Genomic DNA, 15,821 nt, shown 5'->3' with positions numbered 1-15,821 from the left:
GGGGTTTTCGGTGATGCCGACCAGCGCCTCCAGCGGGTCGACGGTGCCGCCATCAGCGGTGGTGTCTGCCGGGCGCAGCAGCGCGCGCACGTCTTCGGCAAGTTCGCGGATCAGGTCGCGTTCGGCGGGTTCGAAGGAGGCGGTGTAGCCTCCGGGGGTGCGGCGGAAGGGGCGCGCCATTAGTTTTCTACTTTCTCGAAGGTTGCCAGCAGACCCCAGGCGTGCATTGCCTGGGTGTGTTTTTCGGCGTCTTCACGCGAGCCGGTGAAGACGATTGCCTTGCCGTTGTTGTGCACCTGCAGCATGAGCTCTTCGGCGCGGGCGCGGGAATAGCCAAAGTGACTGCGGAAGACGTAGGACACGTAGGTCATGAGGTTGACGGGGTCGTTCCAGACGATGACTTTCCAGGGGGTGTCTGTGTCGAGGATGTTCTCCAGGGCGGTGTCGAGGTCGGTGTCCTCGAGGGTTCCGGTGGAGAGGGTCACGGCGGTAGTGTTCATTGGTTTCCTTTGCGGCCGGTTCCCTTTGATTATACGGGCGGGTCTGTGTTGCCCCTGTGTTACTTCTGCGTTCGTCCTGCGCTACTGAGGTGTTTATCCTGTATTGCTCCGGCACAGAGTGCTGGTAATTTGTCATACTACAGCACTTAGAGTCAAGAATACTTTATGTAGTGATTGACACGCCGACTTAAGAGGAAAAATACCCTAAGCCCCCACTACAATTAACACATGGCTACTACCTCTCTTCTCACCGACCACTACGAACTGACCATGCTCCAGGCGGCACTCGCCTCCGGCGCAGCCAACCGTAAGTGCACCTTCGAAGTCTTCACCCGCCGCCTGCCCGCAGGCCGCCGCTACGGCATCCTCGCAGGCACCGGCCGATTCCTCGAAGGCCTCGCAGACTTCCGCTTCAACGACGAAGAACTCTCCTTCCTCTCCTCCCGCAACATCGTCAACAAAGAAACCCTCTCCTACCTCGAATCCTTCACCTTCAGCGGCAACATCCGCGGCTACGCAGAAGGCGAAGCGTTCTTCCCCCACTCCCCCGTCCTGCAGGTCGAAGGCACCTTCGCCGAAGCATGCATCCTCGAAACCTACCTGCTGTCCATCCTGAACTTTGACTCCGCCGTGGCGAGCGCCGCCTCCCGCATGAGCGCAGCCGCAGGCAACCGACCCTGCCTCGAAATGGGTTCGCGCCGCGCCCACGAACGCGCCGCCGTCTCCGCTGCACGCGCCGCCGTTATCGCGGGCTTCGCGGGCACCTCCAACCTGGAGGCTGGTCTGCGCTACGGCCTGCACACCATCGGCACCAGCGCCCACGCCTTCACCCTGCTGCACGACAGCGAACGTGAAGCGTTCGAGGCGCAGCTGCGTTCCCTCGGCGCCCGCACCACCCTGCTCGTCGACACCTACAACGTGGACGATGCAGTCCGCCTCGGCGTGGAACTCGCTGGCGAAGAGCTCGGCGGCGTGCGCCTGGACTCCGGCGACCTGGTCGCCACCGCGGCCCGCGTGCGTGAACTGCTTGATTCGCTCGGTAACACTAACACCAAGATCACCGTCACGAGCGACCTGGACGAGTACGCTATCGCATCCCTGGCGGCAGCGCCCGTGGACTCCTACGGCGTGGGTACTAAGCTGGTCACCGGTTCCGGCGCGCCGACTTCCTCCATGGTGTACAAGGTTGTTGAGCGTGAGAACGCCGCCGGTGAAATGCAGCCGGTCGCCAAGGCGTCGGCTGGCAAGGCGTCCATCGGTGGCGCCAAGCGTGCGGCACGCCGACTCAACGGCATGGGCATTGCGACCGCCGAGGTTCTGGGCACCCACGAGGATCCGAGCCTGCTCGAAGACACCCGCCCGCTCATGGTGGACTTCGTCCGCAACGGCGAGCTGCTCCCCGGCTTCACCGGTGAGGAAGGCGTGCGCCGCGCAACCGCCCGCCACGCAGCTTCCCTGGCTGAGCTTCCCGAAGCTGCCCGCCGCCTCTCGGAGGGTGAGCCGATCATTCCGACCGAGTTCATCTAAACAACCCTTCTGAGATACTGTTTTCACTCGGCGAATTTCACTCGGCGAATCAGAGTGAAAACTCATTCCTACTTGTAAAGGACAGACATGTCTAAGGCACTGATTATTGTTGACGTGCAGAACGATTTCTGCGCCGGCGGCACCCTCGCCACCGAGCGTGGTGCGGACGTTGCCGCGCTGATTAGCGAATACGTGGAGAACAACCACCACCGCTACGACGCGATTGTTGCCACCCAGGACTGGCACATTGATCCGGGTTCGCACTTCTCCGACACCCCGGATTATGTTGACTCCTGGCCGGTGCACTGCGTCGCCAAGAGCGAGGGCGCGCAGATTCACGAGAACCTGGACACCGACTACATTGAGGCGTACTTCCGTAAGGGCCGCTTCGAGGCAGCGTACTCGGGTTTTGAGGGTCTTCTGGCGCCCGAGGATGAGGTCGCGACCGGCGAGCACGAGCCCGGTGTGGATGCATCCGAGGACGGCCCGCAGACTCCCCTGTCGGAGTGGCTGGATGAGCGCGGCATCGAGTTCGTCGATGTTGTCGGTATCGCCACCGATTATTGCGTGTCGGCAACCGCTCGCGATGCGGTCGATGCAGGCTACGAGACTCGCGTACTGATTGATCTGACCGCGCCCGTGCACGAGGACAAGCTTGACGACGTGGTTGCCGAGCTTGAAGATGAGGGCGTTGAGGTGGTTGAGGTTCTCTAACCTCGACCTTGAATAGACAGAGGCGGGGAGCCCGGGATGTACTATCGGATGTACTATCCCGGGCTCCCCGCCTCTTACTGTGCCGATAACTTAACCTGCCCGCGACTCGCCGAGCGTTACAACCCGTATAGCCGCGGCTACTTAGTCAGCCGGGCCGCTTACTTGAAGCGAACCTCCGCCATGCCGTTCACGCGCACGTTCGGGCCAGCCGGAGCCTCCTTAGTGCCAACGATCGCACCGTTACGCACGCTCGGCGCCAAGTAGGAGCCACCAGCACCACCGGCGCCACCCTGCTGAACGTAGCCGACCGCACGGCGCGGGTTCTTCGGGTTGTTACACCACTGCTGCGAGATGATGATTGCCGAAACCGCGTTCGCCACACCGGAGCCGCCGCCACCGTAGCCTGCGCCGCCGCCAGCAGACACCACGGTCTGGTAGCCGAAGAAGTTCTTGCTGATGGTAATGCTGGTGGTTCGTGCGGTTGCGGTGCCGGTCAGGTTCGTGGGGTCGTTCTTGTCGTACTGGTAGGCGTACGCGCCCACGCCGTCCGCACCGTTCGCGTTGAAGCCGTTGCCGCCGGTTGCGCCCGCGGTGCTGGTGCTGTGGATGACCTGCTTGTTCTGGGAGCCGAACCCAACCAGACCGTGGTCGCCGGTGGGCAGGGTGTCTGCGATTGCGCCCATGCCGCCTCGACCGTTGAATGCGCCCGCACCCGCGCGTGCGGTAATCTTCAGGTTCGCCTCGACGCTGTAGGCGTCGCTTGCGGCAGCGCCTTCATAGCCCATGGCGGCTTCTGCATTGCCGCCGGAGCCGCCGCGTACCCATTCCAGACCGCAGACCGGGCTGATGGCGTAGCTGGAGCCGGGCAGCGGTGCGGTGGAGCTGGAGTTACGCACGTGTCCGCCACCGCCACCTGCAGCGATAGCAACCACTGCGCCGTTGACCAGCAGTGCGGAGGAGCCGCCACCGGATGCGGCGTAAATGCTGCGCTTGAAGTGGGTGTGGGGTGCGCCGTCGCCAGCGGTGGGGTTGCCGTAGGTGCGGGGGTTTACCGCATCGATAATAGCCTTCGGACCTGCGGGAACGGTGACCTGAGCGGCGGAGGAGCCGCCCTTGCCGTAGCCTTCGCCGCCGGTTGCAGGCTTGGATTCGTTCCAGCTTGCGCCGTTGCGGGTGACGCGCTCAAGCACGCCGATGCCGCCGGCTGCCGCCACGATTTCTACGGTTGCGCCGGGGGTGACGCTGACGGTGCCGGTGACCTTGGCGCCGCATCCGCCCTGACTGCGTGCCATGACGGTGCCGCCCGCGCCGCCGGTGAGGGTGAAGCTGAGTTCGCGTACACCCGCCGGGACGGTGAAGGTTTTGACGGTCTTGCGGCCGTTTGCCTGTCCCTTGATGGTGTGGGAGGTGCCGGTTTGTGCGCCGTTGGCGGCGTATGCGGGCACGGCGGCGGAGGCTGCGATGATGGGCAGTGCCCATGCTGCACCGGTGAGGATGGTGCGGCGGGTGGGGTATGCGTTGTGTGACATGAGGTTTTCTTTCACGAGGGTTGAGAGGGGCGAATAATTTACACCTTTATGCACTAAGTGCAATATTCATTTTCTAGAGTATAGACACCCAAAAACATTCTCAACTCACCACGCCATGACCTCGCTCAACCCGACATTTCCGGGCGGGAAACCGGGCGCGCAAAAGCCCCGCGAGCGCACACACTCGCGGGGCTTTCACTGAGCCGGAGGTTTAATTTACCTCTGGCAAAGACGGGTTATTACCAGGGCACTTCACAGAGATACACTGTCGCGGTACCACCGGTTCCGTACTCACTATAATGGTCTGCGTTATTTGATAGAGAAATCTCACCTTCAATCACACTCGGTGCCAGGTAAGAGCCACCCGCACCTCCAGCACCCGCAACCTGCGCAGAGCTCACACTCTGTCGAATACCCTGCGGATTATTGTTCCATTTTTGAGCAATCGTAATCGCTGATTGTGAGAGAGCTGCGCCCGAACCGCCGCCGCCGTAGCCGCCGCCCCCGCCTCCAGACACAATGATCTGGGCACCGTTGAAGTATGGAGCAACTTGGTAGTAAGACAAGTATTTGTGGGTCCCGTCCGGGAGTTTAAGGGTTTCATATTCCCCGCCGTACAGACTGTGGTTGTCCAGCTGGTAGCTCACAGACATTACACCGTCACCGCCGTTCCCTTGCAAACCATTAGTGCCTGGGTTACCTGCAGTCGAAGAGCTGTAAAGAATCTGATTATTCTGGCTATCGAAGCTAAAGACATCGTTAGGGGTACCGGTCAGCACGGTTGGCTTAGCGCCGCCGGCGCCACCGATACCGTTACCGCCGCCCTTACCCCCTTCAACAGTTAGTTGAATGCTTGGGTCCTGAGCATAATACTCACGTCCGATTGTGGCGTCACCACCGCGTGCTCGTTCTCCCGACCCGCCCACACTTCGCACGGGCGGGTGAGCCTGATTTTCTGGACCGGTCATACGAACGTCCACGATTCCGGGGAAATGGTCCGGGTCAGGTTCCGTTGTGAACATTGTTGCACGGGTGGTTCCGCCGCCACCGCCTCCAGCAACGGCAATAACCTCACCGTTGATGAGCAATGCCGAGGAACCACCGCCGGAGCATCCATAGACTTCTTCCATGGGAAACTTAGGATGCGGACCGTGGTCCCAATCAGCAGCCCATGCCCAGCGTTCGCTCAGCTTTTTCATGACGTCATCGGGAATTCTAGTGTTAGGAACCCCACCACCATTACCAAAGCCTTGCCCGCCCTGGAAGCCTTCAGACCGGTACTCATCCAGAGTAGGACCGTACCCTCGGACATCGACCCTTCCTCCGCCACCTGCAATGAGCTGGATAGACGCAGGACCGGGTACCTCGACGACTCCGGTAACCTTCGCGCCGGAACCGCCTGGAGAGCTCCTATCGAAGCTTCCGCCGCCTGCGCCACCGACCAGTTCAAAACGTACCTTAATGTAGGTGTGGCGCGCGTAGAGATACTCTGTTTCTTCCCGTCGGTTGTACATGTCAGCGCTGATATCCATGTAAGGTTTTTCAGACACGGTGCAATCCGGTTTTGAAGCAGCGTAAGCTGGCACTACTGCTGAAGCCGCAATCACGGGGGTTGCCCAGGCGGCACACTTCACGACCTTACGGCGAGAAATATGAGACATCACTGTCCTTCAAAGGTTGGTGCAACTGCCCCAGTGCGCACTATCTTGGTGCGCACCATCCTGGGGTTGGTTGCATGGTGTTTCTTAGAGTTTTGATGCCCCAGCATAGACCTACATGCTGCGCATCAATGGAAAGTTCCCTAAGCCCGGCGGCCATGCCGTGTTTTCTAAAGAACTTACCCCCACTAGGCTACACGTTCTATCTCCGCGCTGCCATGATTATCGTGCCTCAGACCCAATATTTCTGCATTTTATGCATACAGAAGCCCCGCGAGCGCGTACACACTCGCAGGGCTTTTCTCTACGTTCTATCCACGTTCTAGCGTCGGCCCACGAACCAGTCCGACAGCTTATCGATACGCGCCTGAATCTGCTCAGCCGAAGCCTGCGCGACCGCCGGGCCGCCACAAATCTTACGCAGCTCATTATGAATCACGCCGTGCGGCTGACCCGAACGAATCGACCACGCCGCCACGTTCTTCGCCAGCTTATTGCGCAGCGCCTTCAACTGGCGGTGATCCACCACCGAAGGTGCCGCAGTCGCCGGGCGGCGTGCCGCGTGCTCACGCTGATGCGCGCGCAATAGCGTACCGACCTGCTCGGCATCCAGCAGACCCGGAATACCCAGGAAGTCCTGCTCCTCCTCACTACCCACGGCAAGGTTGCCGGAGGCGAACTCAGCACCGTCGAACAGCACACCGTGGAAGGACGCCTCGGAGCCGAGCGCCTCGAACTTGCCGCGTGCTAGCTGCTCGGAGGCGCGTTCCTCGCGGTTTGCTTCTTCGAGCAGGTGGTCGTCCAGGCCCTCGACCATGGGGTCGATTTCCTGGGGTGCGCCGCGGTCGAGGGCGTGGTCGCGTTCCACTTCCATGTCGTTGGCGAGGATCATCAGCTGCGGCACGGACGGCAGGAACACGGAGGCGGTTTCGCCGCGCTTGCGGGCACGCACGAAACGGCCGATAGCCTGCGCGAAGAACAGCGGGGTGCTGGTGCTGGTGGCGTACACACCCACGGCAAGGCGGGGCACGTCCACGCCTTCGGACACCATGCGCACGGCGACCATCCAGCGCTGCATGCCTTCACGGAATTCGTCAATTTTCGCGGAGGCTTCGCGGTCATCAGAGAGAATCACGGCGGGGTATTCGCCGGTGATTTTCTGAATCTGCTCGGCGTAGGCTTTGGCGTCTGCGTGGTCGGTTGCGATGACGAGCGCACCGGCGTCGGGCACGGTGCGGCGCACCTCGGTCAAGCGCTTGTCGGCCGCCGCGAGCACGGTCGGGATCCATTCGCCGTTGGGGTCGAGGGCGGTTCGCCACGCCTGGGAGGTGATGTCCTTGGTGAAGCCCTCACCGAGGTTTGCCGCCATTTCCTCACCGGCGGAGGTGCGCCAACGCATCTGGCCAGAGTACGCCATGAAGATGACCGGGCGCACCACGTGGTCCTTCAGCGCGGGGCCGTAACCGTAGGAGTAATCTGCCTTGGAGCGGCGGATACCGTCATTGTCGACCTCGTAGGTGACGAACGGAATCGGTGAGGTATCCGAACGGAACGGGGTACCCGTCAGCGCCACGCGGCGGGTTGCGTCGTCGAACGCTTCACGCAGACCGTCGCCCCAGGACAGCGAATCGCCAGCGTGGTGAATCTCGTCAAAAATCACGAGGGTTTTCGTCGCCTCGGTGTTGCGGGCGTGCAGCTGCGGCTTATTCGCCACCTGCGCGTAGGTCAGCGCCACACCCTTGTAGTGGCGGCTGATGGTCACGTCTGCGTTCTTGAAGTTCGGGTCGATGGGAATACCGACTTTCGCAGCGGCGTCTGCCCACTGCTTTTTCAGGTGGTCGGTCGGCGCCACCACAATAAGCTGGCGGACCGTGCCGCGGTTAAATAGTTCCTTGGCGAGGGTCAGCGCAAACGTGGTTTTACCCGCGCCGGGGGTTGCGACTGCCATGAAGTCGCGGGGGTTGGTTTCGAAGTACTTCTGCATGGCTTCTGCCTGCCAGGCGCGCAGGCTGACGGAAGTACCCCAGGGGGCGCGGTCGGGGTATGCTGGGGAGAGCTTCGGCTTCACCATACTGTCGAATAGTGTGGGTTCCTCTGCGGGTGCGCTCATTCTCTCCTTCTTCCTCGTCTGCCTCTGCTGGTTCCTTCCGCCGTCTCAGCGTAGGCGCTTCTGCCCCGTTTGGAGGCGGTGGGCGTCTGGCGTTCCTAGTGCTCTGGCGGTCCGGGCACAGCGAGGTTAAATTCTAGCACCACATCCGCGGGTTATTGCCGGGCTGTGGTGCAAGAATTTGGTGCTAGTCAGCACAGTCTCATGGGCGGTGTTGGGCCGTTGAGTCTCGCTGCTGCAGCGTGTTATTCAGATGTAGTTATTTCAGTCGTATTTGTCTGAGGCGTCTTGCCTGGCGCGTATTATTCGCCGGAGCCGTTGTCGCCGTCGTTGCCCGGTGCCAGGCCTTCGTAGATTTCCTTGCACTGGGGGCAGACGGGGAACTTCTGCGGGTCACGGCCGGGTACCCACATTTTGCCGCAGAGGGCGCGTACGGGTTCGCCGGTCAGCGCCGATTCGAGGATTTTTTCTTTGCGTACGTAGTGGGAGAAGCGCTCGTGGTCGCCGGGCTCAGAAAGCTGGGTTTCTTCGCGTTCGAGCAGGGCAGTGCCGCCTGCGGTTCCGGGGCCAAAGGGGTCTTCGATGCCTTCGATCGAGCTCATGTTTCTCCTTGATGATGAGGTGGGATACATAGGTGAGGGGGTGCCGCTGCACGGTGGGGTGCTCGGCGCCTTCTCTATTTTAGTAGCTGTTGGCAGGTGCTGAGCCCACGGGCGGTCAATAAGGAGGCAGACCACAGCTCAGCCATAGACTCTTAGGTGTTGCGGTAGCTTCTTTTCGCTAGAAGTTCGGGGCTAGAAGTTCAGGTGGCGCAGAAAAGGGGTTCCGTGCCAGGTTTAGTACCTAACGCGGAACCCTTCTCGTTTATTCCTGATGCGCTGGAGGATGCGTGCTGGAGCTTCGACTCTTATCAGTTTGCTTGGAAGCGTGCCACGCGCTCCAGCATCTTGGAGCTGACCTTGTCATAGCGGTGGCCGCCCCACGCCACGCCACCCACGAGCACTGCGGCACCAATCAGCAGCTGAATCAAGCCACCGTAGACGAGGGTCAGCACATCCTGCGTGCGGAAAATGTACACGACAACGGAGATACCGCCGGGCAGCGCGCTGAGCATCACCAAAACTATAGAGAGCATCAGCAGCAGTTGCTTAGCAAAGCCGTCAGTGTTCTTCGGATTCTTGAACGGGTTAGCACCGGGAGGAGCCACCGGCGGACTAATGAAGGTATCCAGTACGCATCCAATACCTGCAGCCGCAGCGAACACACCCAGCTGGTGCATCAGCACGATGGGGAAGAGTTCCAGATGTCCGTTTGCTACGCAGGCAACAAAAATCATCACCACCACGACCGGAACCATCAGGATGCTGTAACCCCAAAGACGGCCGATACGGTCGTCAATACCGCGCAGCGGGGAGAGCACGTGCAGGCTGAATGCGGTGTTGTCGTAGGAGACGAGGTAGCACATGTAGTAGCCGGTGAAGATGGTGCAGAAGTACATCCAGAATCCGAAGAGCTGCGTGACGCCGCTATTGATAATCTGGTTGGCTTCAGCCGCGTTAACACCGTTGAAATTGACCTGACTTTCGAAGGAGCCTACAGAGTTCAGGAACAGCGGCATACCCACTGTCAGCATCAGGTAAAGCATGGCGGTGCTGACGGTCAGCATCTGCAGACGGTTGTCTTTCAGGATTGAGTGCAGGGTTCGTGCCGCTACGGCACCGCGAGGAGTTGCGGGGAAGCGAGCGAACAAGCCCAGGTCACCTGCGGCGACTTCGGTTGCGCTGGCGTGGTGGGCGCCACCACCCACATTCGCCATGGAGCGTGCGAGGTTCTTACCCCACAGCCACCAGCCGCCGGCAAGGTAGACGAGGGTCAGAGCCAGGCAGCCAAGGGCGGCTCCCATATTGCCGGTCGCCATAAAGTAGGGCACGGCGAACGCGGACCCGAAGGGGGTCACGCCCAGCCACGGCAGGTAGGGCAGCATCTCATCCCAATGCTCGGTCAGGTAAATCATCGTTCCGCCGAAGATGAAGCCGGCACTCATCATCAGTAGCGCGGCAACGATCATCAGGGTGTTGGCGATGCGCGGGTTATCGTTCAGAACCATGCCCAGGCGGTTGGCGAGACGCGCCCACACCATGAGGTTCGCGAGGCCGAGCACGCAGCAGATGAGGTACACAATCAGCGCGAGCGGCTGCGATATAAACGCGATAGCACCAAGTAGCACGGCAATGATGCTGGCGATGCCGGGGATACCCACGAACCCGCCGAGGAACTGACCCTTCTGCAGGGTGGAAGGCTTGATGGGGAAGAGCACGAATCGGCTCTCGTCCAGGGTGCCGTCCAGTCCGCTAAAGAAGATGGGGACGATTGCCCAGGCGAGCGCCACAACGGTGCCCGCAAGGAGGGTGCCGAGCTGACCGTATTCGGGTACCCGAGAGTTAGCTACAGCGTATGCGGAGCCGAGGCCGAAGAGCATGCCGCCCGCGTAGAGCGCCGCAAAAATCAGGCCGATGAGCGCCCAGATGCTACGGCGGAAGGCGGCGAGCACATACTGCCACTTTAGTGAGACGAGGTGCCCAACCATGACAATCCTTCCGAGGAGGTGCGGCCGCCGACCAGCTGCACGAATCGTTCTTCAAGGCTCATGCCTGCGCGTACTTCGTCGACGGTTCCGGCGGCGAGAATACGGCCGGAGTCCATGACGGCTACGTGGTCGCACAGGCGCTGGACAAGGTCCATCACGTGCGAGGAGATGATGACGGTACCGCCGGAGGCAACGAAGCCACGCAGAATGTCCTGAATATTAGCTGCGGAAACCGGGTCGACCGCCTCGAAAGGCTCATCCAAAATCAGCACGGAGGGCGCGTGAACGAGAGCGGCGGCGAGCGCAATCTTCTTGGTCATACCGGCGGAGTAGTCGGCAACGGCACGGCCCGCAGCGTCGGTCAGGTCCATGGCCGCGAGCAGGTCCTTGACGCGGGAGGCGACGGTTTCCTTATCGATTCCGTGCAGGTAGCCGGAGTAGGTGATGAGCTGCTCGCCGGTGAGCTTGTCGAAGAGGTGCACGCCGTCGGGCAGCACACCCAGGTGTGCTTTGGCTTTGAGCGGGTCGGCCCACATGTCGATGCCGCGCACGTAGGCGGTGCCTTCGTTGGGCTTGAGCATGCCGGTGACCATGGAGATGGTGGTGGTTTTACCGGCGCCGTTGCGGCCGACCAGTCCGTAGAAGGATCCGGAGGGGATGTCGAGGTTGATGCGGTCAACGGCGACCTTCTGACCGAATGCCTTGGTGAGGCCGCGGATTTCGATGGCGGGGCGAGCGCCAGCAGCCGGTGCGGTCTGCGGGGTGACGGGTAGCTGCGGTGCTACCGATGCGGGAACTACAGCTTCAGGAGCAGCAGGCTCAGGGTTTGCAGATTCTGGAGCTACAGATTCGGGGGCTACAGCCTGGGGTACTGCCTCTGCTACGGTCTCTTGTACCGGGTTCTGCGGTGAACCTGGTTCTTGCGGGTTCGGGTCCTGGGAAATGTGACTAGTGTTCATATTCTCACCCTATCACCCCCCCTTGAGGTCTAACAGGTTTGGCGATGAAACCTGCATTATTACGTACTCACAACGCATAATATGGACATTCCGGGGTGCTATACGTAGCGTCCTGGCGCGCTATCTGACAGGTTGAGTCGCCTGCTCTCCCCCGCCTCAACCCGCATCTCAAAACCGCTAGAACCCGCGAACGCAGAACGGGCTACCGCCCACCCCACAGCACGAGTGCGTGGGTAGACGATAGCCCGCCCGTATTCAAAACTCCAGATTCAAAATTCCAGGTTCAAAGTTTCAGCGGGTTAGGCCGGCTCATGACGCTTCCCTGGAGACAGCGCTTTTTAGAACAGCGCCATGGTCAGTGCCGCACGCGCCTTCACGGTGCGTGGATCAGATGCACCCACCACGTCGAAGAGCTGCACGAGGCGCTCGCGCACGCGCCCCTTATCGTCGGGACCTACCGCACTGAACAGGCGCAGCAGACGGTTGTATGCGTCCTCCACGTGACCACCCACCAAATCCAGGTCGGCTACGTTGAATGCGGCGTCAATGTTCATGGGGTCTGCCGCAGCCGCCGCACGTTCAGTTGCCATGTCCAGGTCCTTCACGCGGGCGAGCAGTTCAACCTGCTCCAGGCCGAGCTTCGCTTCCTTATCGCCGGGGTTCTCGGTAATTGCCTTGCGGTATGCGGCGCGGGCGCCCTCCAGGTCACCGCGGTCGAGGGCGGCGACGGCTTCTGCGTGCAGGGGCGGCAGGGGCTTTTCGTCTTCGGGAACGACCGGGTCGAAGCCGCCGGGTAGCTGGTACTGTGCCGCGAGCTGCAGAACCTGGGAGAGCACATCACCGAGGTCTTCTGCACTAACCGGGCCGGTGTAAATCGGTGCCGGGCGGCCCGCCAGAACGGCAACGCCCGCAGGCACGCCGCTCACGCCGAATGCCTGGGCTGCTTCGGGGAGCTTGGTGACGTCCACGGCGGCGCAAATCATACTACCCGCGGCGGAGTCGACGAGCTTCTGCACGCCTTCGAGCATCTGCAGGGAGGAAGGCGAGTGCGGCGCGTAGAGCGCAAAAATCACGGCACCCTGGCTGGAGAGCTGCACGAACTTCTGGAACTCTTCGGGGGTGTTGACCTCGTAGCGCCAGGTCGGAGCGGAGGGGGCCTGCTCACCGGCATGTGCCGCAGTATTCTGTGCCGTGTTCTGCGCCCCGGCGTTGGGGTTCAGTTCCATGGCGTTGCGTACGGAGGCGGGAATCTCCTGCGCTGCACCGTTCTGTGTTGCGCCGTTCTGCACTACACTGCTCTGGGCAACGTTACCCTGTGCCGCGTTCTGGGATGCGCCGCGGTCTGCCGGATCAAAAATAATGCTCATCCTTAGGCTCCTTTACGTTCTGTATCTAGTGTTGCGTGCGGGCTAGATTCTTCACGCGTTCCTTCCTCTATTATCCCCGCAATGCGCCGTTGCGAGCGCGCGTTCCCTGCTGCCTACGCTCTGAGCTCATGCCGGGGATAGTGTTTGGGCTATTGCCCGAACCGCCCCGCAGATGCCTCCCCACATGCACTCCCCCGCCCTCGGGATTCGCCGTTGACGCTGTAGCAGAGTAAACCAACCGGTAGAATGGCACAGTAGAGAAAAATACCCGGAAATGTTCCGGAAAGGATGAGCATGAGCGAGAAAAAATCCTCAGCAGCTCCCGAAGAGACGACATCGTCCTCCGAGACGCGCAAGAAGGAATCCCTCACCGACCAGCTGACGGAAACTTTCAGCGAACTGACCGAAAGCATTAACCAGGTGCGTTCCAACCGCCGCCGCGCTTCCATGCCTCCTACGGATACCATTCCGGTGGTCTCCGCCACTTCTGAGGATGTGCCTCCCGCCCCGAAGGTGGTCGGTAACGGCAAGACCTCCATGATGCATAACCCGGTTGCTTTTGGTTTCCTCATGACCGTGGGTGTGGGTTTGGCGCTCCTCGCCTACTACATTTTCAACAATGTGGGTGCCCTGGTGGGTTGGGTAACCGGCGCTATTTTCATTGCTCTGGGTCTGGACCCGATTGTGCGTCGCTTGGAGTCTTGGGGCATTAAGCGCGGTGTCGGCGTGATTGCTGTGGTCGCTGGTTTTGCTGGCGCTGTGACCGGTCTGGTCATGACGATTGGCCCGATCATTAGCGAGCAGGCGTCTAAGTTTATCCAGTATGCGCCGGGTATTTATCAAAACATTATTGATTCTGATTGGTATCACGAGCTTGATCAGCGTTTTAGCATCAGCACCTGGGTGAATGAGAACGTCCCCAAGTTCCTGGAGTCGACGTTCTCTTCCTCGCAGGTCAATAGCTTTATGTCGAGCCTGGTGTCTGCCGGTTCTACCCTGGCGCAGAGCGTGACCGGCGTGATTATTGTGCTGTTCCTGTCTCTATACTTCCTCACCTCGATGGACACGATTAAGGCGTGGGGTGTGCGCCTGGCGCCGGCGTCTAAGCGTGTGCGCGTCAAGTACATTACCGACAAGATTACTGATTCGGTGGGTAACTACGTGATGGGTCAGGCGATGGTAGCCATTCTGAACGCCCTCTTCGCATTCTTCATAATGTTGTTCTTGGGCTTTAGCTTCCCGCAGTTGATGGCTTTGGTCGTCATGATTCTGGCGTTCATTCCGCTGGTTGGTGGCGTGATTGCGCTGATTTTGACCTCGCTGATTCTGCTGACTCAGGGCTGGAGTCTGGCGCTGTGGTTTGCGGTGGCGTACTTCCTGTACTTGCAGGTGGAGGCGTACCTGATTTCTCCGCGTATTATGGCTCGCGCTGTCTCGGTTCCTGCCGGTATTGCGATTATTTCGGTGGCTGCCGGTGGCGCGCTCTGGGGCGTGCTGGGCGCGCTGATTGCTATTCCGGTGGCGGCTTCCGTGCTGATTCTGGTGCGTGAGGTGTTCATTCCTCGCCAGGATCAGTTGTAGTCACCTCTCAGCTGTAGTCACCTCCAGCTTCTCTACGTGCTCGCTGCTCTTCCACTGAGCAGGCATCGCTTATAAGACAAAAGGCGGCGGCTTTGGATGTTCTATCCAAAGCCGCCGCCTTTATATTGTTTTTATGCCGAACCTTTAAAGCTCAGTGATTTCTTCTGCCACCGGGCCGCTGTACTCGGTGGGCAGTTCGGTGGGTGCGCCGGTCACAATGCTGACCACGGTGTTCAGAACCTGCTGCACGGACTTCTCGCCCACCCACAGGTGCTTGCAACCCTCAAAGGGGATCACCTGAGTACGCGGTACAGCCACGAAACGCTCACGCGCCGCCGGAGGCTGCAGGTAGTCGTCGTGCTCGGGCACCAGCGCGTACAGCGGGTTCGAGATCTTGTTCCACTCGTCCAGCTCAGCCGGGTGCACGCGGTGCAACGGCGGGGAGAGCAGAATAGCGCCGGTGAACTCGTTCGCGTATTCGGGCGCGTACTTGAGCACCAGCTCGGTGCCGAAGGACCAGCCGATGAGCCAGGGGTTCGGCAGGGCGCGCTCGCGCACAAACTTCAGGATTGCGTCGAAGTCCTTCTTCTCGGCAAAGCCGCCGTCAAAGACGCCTTCGCTGGTGCCGCGAATCGAGGAGGTACCGCGAGTGTTGAAACGCAGCACCGCAATGTTCGACAGCGCCGGCAGGCGGAAGGACGCCTTCTTGTACACGTGCGAGTCCATGTAGCCGCCGTGGGTGGGTAGCGGGTGGAAGGTCACCAGGGTTGCTTTGACTTCGCCTTCGGGCAGGGCGAGTTCACCGACGAGGCGCTTGCCGTCCGCGGTGGTGACGGTGAAGTTCTCGCGGCGTGCCGGCAGGACGGTACGTGCCTTAATGGGGGTGGGTTCAGCGGCGGTGCTGAAAACGTAGCGGGCGGGATCGAATTCCTGCTCGCGGGTGATATCGGCGGTGTTGCTCATTGCGTTCCTTCAAGAAATGGATTCGAGAATGTGGTCTTAGTCGAGAATTTGGTCTTGGGCTGCACCTTACGTGCAGTGTTCAGCCTATTTACGGCGGGTTAGCCAGCAGTGCTGATGCCAGTGCCTGCGCTCATCAATGGCGCGGTTACGGCCCATCGTGTGGCTTTCTTGCCACACCACCAGATGCGCTGTTCTGGGTGGAATCGGGCGGTAGCATTCGGGGCAGGTGTAGGTTTTTTGGGCGTTGACGGCGGGGATGTATTGCACCAGCCAGTCGCCGTATCGGTCACGTTCCAGTCGGGGCGCAGGGTCGAGGACCAGATCGGAAG

General features: G+C 60.7%; 14 protein-coding genes. 3 read left to right on the top strand and 11 right to left on the bottom strand.

Translation table 11 applies throughout. The features are described 5' to 3' along the window. Positions 1-180, bottom strand: a 180-nt coding sequence (locus tag Q0216_RS05115) for a DUF2017 family protein (protein WP_298593472.1), incomplete at its 3' end; no start/stop codon positions are given. Beyond that, positions 180-500 (bottom strand): ATP-dependent Clp protease adapter ClpS, encoded by a 321-nt coding sequence (gene clpS, locus Q0216_RS05110; protein ID WP_298593470.1) that lies wholly within the window; start codon positions 498-500, stop codon positions 180-182. The genes Q0216_RS05115 and clpS, both read right to left, overlap by 1 nt. Before the next feature lie 228 nt (positions 501-728). Between clpS and Q0216_RS05105 the strand changes: the two genes are divergently transcribed. Next, a complete protein-coding gene (locus tag Q0216_RS05105; protein ID WP_298593468.1) occupies positions 729-2,027 on the top strand; it encodes a nicotinate phosphoribosyltransferase in 1,299 nt (432 codons plus the stop codon). An 87-nt stretch (positions 2,028-2,114) separates the two neighbouring features. Then, positions 2,115-2,741, top strand: coding sequence for an isochorismatase family protein (locus Q0216_RS05100; protein ID WP_298593466.1), 627 nt, complete (start codon positions 2,115-2,117; stop codon positions 2,739-2,741). A gap of 158 nt (positions 2,742-2,899) precedes the next feature. Here the strand turns inward: Q0216_RS05100 and Q0216_RS05095 are convergent, their stop codons facing one another. The 7 genes from Q0216_RS05095 to Q0216_RS05065 all read right to left on the bottom strand — a co-directional run bounded on the left by Q0216_RS05095 (position 2,900) and on the right by Q0216_RS05065 (position 12,948). After that, positions 2,900-4,270, bottom strand: a complete 1,371-nt coding sequence (locus tag Q0216_RS05095; RefSeq protein ID WP_298593464.1) for a hypothetical protein — start codon at positions 4,268-4,270, stop codon at positions 2,900-2,902. Positions 4,271-4,509: 239 nt separating this feature from the next. Then, positions 4,510-5,931 (bottom strand): transcriptional initiation protein Tat, encoded by a 1,422-nt coding sequence (locus Q0216_RS05090; RefSeq protein ID WP_298593461.1) that lies wholly within the window; start codon positions 5,929-5,931, stop codon positions 4,510-4,512. Between the two features lie 319 nt (positions 5,932-6,250). Further along, positions 6,251-8,038: a DEAD/DEAH box helicase gene (locus Q0216_RS05085; RefSeq protein WP_298593459.1), complete on the bottom strand. Its 1,788-nt coding sequence runs from the start codon at positions 8,036-8,038 to the stop codon at positions 6,251-6,253. Positions 8,039-8,337: 299 nt separating this feature from the next. Beyond that, positions 8,338-8,637: a DUF3039 domain-containing protein gene (locus Q0216_RS05080; protein WP_005506434.1), complete on the bottom strand. Its 300-nt coding sequence runs from the start codon at positions 8,635-8,637 to the stop codon at positions 8,338-8,340. Positions 8,638-8,945: 308 nt separating this feature from the next. Then, positions 8,946-10,622 (bottom strand): transporter, encoded by a 1,677-nt coding sequence (locus Q0216_RS05075; protein WP_298593457.1) that lies wholly within the window; start codon positions 10,620-10,622, stop codon positions 8,946-8,948. Then, a complete protein-coding gene (locus tag Q0216_RS05070) occupies positions 10,598-11,581 on the bottom strand; it encodes an ABC transporter ATP-binding protein (RefSeq protein ID WP_298593455.1) in 984 nt (327 codons plus the stop codon). Before Q0216_RS05070 ends, Q0216_RS05075 begins: the two co-directional genes overlap by 25 nt. Before the next feature lie 338 nt (positions 11,582-11,919). After that, positions 11,920-12,948, bottom strand: a complete 1,029-nt coding sequence (locus Q0216_RS05065; RefSeq protein ID WP_298593453.1) for a co-chaperone YbbN — start codon at positions 12,946-12,948, stop codon at positions 11,920-11,922. A gap of 294 nt (positions 12,949-13,242) precedes the next feature. Here Q0216_RS05065 and Q0216_RS05060 point away from each other — a divergent pair, with 294 nt between their 5' ends. Further along, the gene (locus Q0216_RS05060; RefSeq protein ID WP_298593451.1) at positions 13,243-14,529 is read left to right on the top strand and encodes an AI-2E family transporter; all 1,287 of its coding nucleotides are present in this window, start codon (positions 13,243-13,245) and stop codon (positions 14,527-14,529) included. Between the two features lie 144 nt (positions 14,530-14,673). Here Q0216_RS05060 and Q0216_RS05055 read toward each other — a convergent pair whose 3' ends face one another. Both Q0216_RS05055 and Q0216_RS05050 read right to left on the bottom strand, forming a co-directional pair. Further along, positions 14,674-15,492 (bottom strand): alpha/beta hydrolase, encoded by an 819-nt coding sequence (locus tag Q0216_RS05055; RefSeq protein ID WP_298593449.1) that lies wholly within the window; start codon positions 15,490-15,492, stop codon positions 14,674-14,676. Positions 15,493-15,576: 84 nt separating this feature from the next. After that, positions 15,577-15,821, bottom strand: a 245-nt coding sequence (locus Q0216_RS05050; RefSeq protein WP_298593447.1) for an ATP/GTP-binding protein, incomplete at its 5' end; no start/stop codon positions are given.

This window comes from uncultured Rothia sp. (assembly GCF_937976295.1).
Lineage (GTDB): Bacteria > Actinomycetota > Actinomycetes > Actinomycetales > Micrococcaceae > Rothia.
Note: the sequence above shows the minus strand (reverse complement) of the source record. Positions and strands in the feature narration are given on the sequence as shown.

Excerpts from the sequence above, each read along its gene's own strand:
- Q0216_RS05085 (WP_298593459.1), bottom strand. The coding sequence starts at position 8,038 with ATGAGCGCACCCGCAGAGGAACCCACACTATTCGACAGTATGGTGAAG.
- Q0216_RS05080 (WP_005506434.1), bottom strand. The coding sequence starts at position 8,637 with ATGAGCTCGATCGAAGGCATCGAAGACCCCTTTGGCCCCGGAACCGCA.
- Q0216_RS05060 (WP_298593451.1), top strand. The coding sequence starts at position 13,243 with ATGAGCGAGAAAAAATCCTCAGCAGCTCCCGAAGAGACGACATCGTCC.
- Q0216_RS05090 (WP_298593461.1), bottom strand. The coding sequence starts at position 5,931 with ATGTCTCATATTTCTCGCCGTAAGGTCGTGAAGTGTGCCGCCTGGGCA.
- Q0216_RS05100 (WP_298593466.1), top strand. The coding sequence starts at position 2,115 with ATGTCTAAGGCACTGATTATTGTTGACGTGCAGAACGATTTCTGCGCC.
- Q0216_RS05075 (WP_298593457.1), bottom strand. The coding sequence starts at position 10,622 with ATGGTTGGGCACCTCGTCTCACTAAAGTGGCAGTATGTGCTCGCCGCC.
- Q0216_RS05095 (WP_298593464.1), bottom strand. The coding sequence starts at position 4,270 with ATGTCACACAACGCATACCCCACCCGCCGCACCATCCTCACCGGTGCA.
- Q0216_RS05065 (WP_298593453.1), bottom strand. The coding sequence starts at position 12,948 with ATGAGCATTATTTTTGATCCGGCAGACCGCGGCGCATCCCAGAACGCG.
- Q0216_RS05105 (WP_298593468.1), top strand. The coding sequence starts at position 729 with ATGGCTACTACCTCTCTTCTCACCGACCACTACGAACTGACCATGCTC.
- Q0216_RS05070 (WP_298593455.1), bottom strand. The coding sequence starts at position 11,581 with ATGAACACTAGTCACATTTCCCAGGACCCGAACCCGCAAGAACCAGGT.
- Q0216_RS05055 (WP_298593449.1), bottom strand. The coding sequence starts at position 15,492 with ATGAGCAACACCGCCGATATCACCCGCGAGCAGGAATTCGATCCCGCC.
- clpS (WP_298593470.1), bottom strand. The coding sequence starts at position 500 with ATGAACACTACCGCCGTGACCCTCTCCACCGGAACCCTCGAGGACACC.